The 2,616-nt window shown below is 58.0% G+C and carries 2 protein-coding genes; both read right to left on the bottom strand.

Annotated elements, in window-relative coordinates; all coding sequences use genetic code 11:
* Positions 1-416: 416 nt before the first annotated feature.
* The gene (locus KJQ96_RS38310; RefSeq protein WP_309142547.1) at positions 417-1,070 is read right to left on the bottom strand and encodes an RNA ligase family protein; all 654 of its coding nucleotides are present in this window, start codon (positions 1,068-1,070) and stop codon (positions 417-419) included.
* Between the two features lie 159 nt (positions 1,071-1,229).
* Positions 1,230-2,234 carry an ABC transporter substrate-binding protein gene (locus KJQ96_RS38305; protein ID WP_213291135.1) on the bottom strand — a complete coding sequence of 335 codons (1,005 nt, stop codon included), beginning with the start codon at positions 2,232-2,234 and terminating at the stop codon, positions 1,230-1,232.
* Between the last annotated feature and the right edge of the window lie 382 nt (positions 2,235-2,616).

The following is a 2,616-nucleotide window of genomic DNA, read 5'->3' as shown; positions in this document are numbered from 1 at the left end:
GCCGTGCTCGCGTTACTGCGCGGCCGGCTCGCCAAAGAGGCGGAGCAGCCGGAAGCGCCGATCCCAACGAGTCGTCCGGCAAGCGGCCGGCGCACGCTGCTTGACTGTTAGTTTGCCGATTCCATCAACTGATCATGCGATTGCCACCCTGTCTTCTCCATTGACTTCGCTGCCTTTACTACAGCCGGTGCCCTTGTTTTGGCTCTTCCCTAGCCGATACGCCAACTTCTTGCCTCGAGGCGGGGTGCTAGGCTCGGCGAGCGTCCGGTTTGCGCAAAAAGCCGCCCTCTCCGCCAGGTCGCTTTCTGATCGTCCTGATTTGGCTTGAGACAGTGCGCGACCAGCCAGTCCCCACCTTGCCCATGTAGACCAGCTCTCTGCCTTCCCGTTTGGCGAGGTACAGCGCGGCGACGCCGCTAGGGTCTTTGACAAAGCCAACGACGGGAAACTTGCCTTTTGTGCACGGCCTTGATCTTCAGCCAGTTCTCATTTCGCTCCGACCGATACGGGGCGTCAGCCCGCTTAGAAATGATGCCTTCCCAATTCAACTTGGTGGCATGCTCAAACATCTTCTGACCGTCGCCGACGAGATGTTCAGAAAACAGCACCGGAAGCTCGATGTCGTTTTCGCCGAGCAGGTCCAACAGGAGCTGCTTGCGTTCGATCTGCGGTCGCCTGCGAAGGTCTCCGTCGCGCCAGAGGAGATCGAATGCATAAAAGACCAATCGATCCTGTTTGCCCGCGGCAAGTTCGGCTTGGAGTTCGGAAAAGTTGGTGCGGCCTTCATGAACTACGACGACCTCCCCATCGACGATGGCTTGGCCCGGAATATCGAGGGCACCAGCAATGACAGAGAACCTTTTGGTCCAGTCCAGCCCGGTGCGGGTGTAGACCTTCTTCCGTCCACTGTTTACGTGAACCTGCACGCGATAGCCGTCGTACTTGATCTCATGAAGCCACTGGTCGCCCTTCGGCGCCTTCGACCTCAGCGTCGCAAGCTGGGGCTTAATGAAGCCCGGCATCTGAATTTGCTCTTCTCGAACAATCAGGGACGTGATCGCTTCTGCCACTACCTTGCTATCAAGGTGGGCTCGAAGACGACTCGGCTGGTTCAAAGGCGTCCTGGCCTAGTCGTAGATGCCCGTTTTATCCTCAGGTGCGGACATCGCGCGTTATGGCCGCATGTCCGTTTGTGCCAATTTCAGACTCGTGCACGCAACGAAGAGCCCCTATTCGATCACACGGTCCGCTCGCGCGACAAGGACGGGTGGAAGATCGAGGCCAATTGCTTTCGCGGTTTTAAGGTTGACGATCAGTTCAAATCGGCGAGGACGCTGGATCGGCAGGTCGCCCGGACTAGAACCCCGCAAAATTTTGTCGACCGAAGCGACCGCATTCTGCACAAGCTCTCGATTTGTGGGTCCGTAAAACAGAAGGGGATAGAGTGGCGCGGCGAAGCGTGTCCAAACATCAACATCGGCGATAGTGGGCAGGCCTTTGCCCACGGCAAACTGCATCACGACCGACCTCGCCTTCTCGGAAAAAAAAGAGGTCAGCAGTAGGCCGCCTGGTTTCAATTCGTCGATCTCGGCGAGCGCAGCCTGTGGCTGATCGGAGTTCGCGACCTCGACGATGTGAAGCTCCAGGTTAAGCGAGCGTGCGGCGCTATTGAGCTCAGCGTAGGCTGGCTCGATCTCCTCTTTAGGAAAGGCGGGTATGACGTAACTCCACAAGGCGGCGACTCGTTTGATGTCCGGCTTGGCCTCGCGGAGCAGTTGCAACATCTTGCCCCAGACCCCCGTCTCCGTATAGATCGCGTTGCCTGTGACATTCCTTCCGGGCTTGGCGAGGCTGTCAGCCGCGCCAGCCTCGACCGGGTATCCAGAACCCAGCATCACAATAGGAATTGACCCCGTTGCGCGTTGCAGAGCGAGCGCGTAGGCGGTTGTGGTAGTGAAAACGAGGTCAGGCTTGTTCTCTACCACGCGCTGTGCGGCTTCATCTAATGAGCCGCGGCTTCCCAGCTCTTTCCCTGACTGCATAATGACGAAGTCCTGCCCCTCGATCCAGTCGAGGACGCGCATTTCTGCCCGCCAGGCTTCGAGCGTTGCCGGGTGGAGATCTGGCAAGAAGGTGATCCGTCTGGGAGCTTTGTTGGTATTCTGCGCGTGAGCGACAAACGGGGCTGCGAAAGTTGCACCCGCGAAAAGCGCAATAACGTCTCGTCGCTTCATGCCTGCCTCCGAGGATCAGAATGCGGCAGAGTATCAACCTAGACCCGATACTTGGAAGACTTTGGGACCGGTCCAATATGATATCTTTGGGGTCGCCCAATGTCTCAGTTGGGTCATTTCGCGCTGGTTTGGCCGGACCACGGCGACTTCTGGTCTAACCCGGTGAACGGACATTCTCAGGATTGGCGGGCAAGCTTTCGCCACGGAGGCTTGGTCCACGGGACGTTCGTCGTCGCTCAAGGGCTGGCGCAACACAACAAATGTTAGGACTTGGTCAGTCCCTTGAACGAACTTGCCAGCAAGATGCCTTCTGACGTGATGTCGCGATACTTAACGTCGGCGGACCCTTGCGCGCTTCCTTATCGTTGCGCACCCGGTCGGT

The organism is Bradyrhizobium sp. sGM-13, assembly GCF_018398875.1.
Classification (GTDB): Bacteria; Pseudomonadota; Alphaproteobacteria; order Rhizobiales; family Xanthobacteraceae; genus Bradyrhizobium.
Note: the sequence above shows the minus strand (reverse complement) of the source record. Positions and strands in the feature narration are given on the sequence as shown.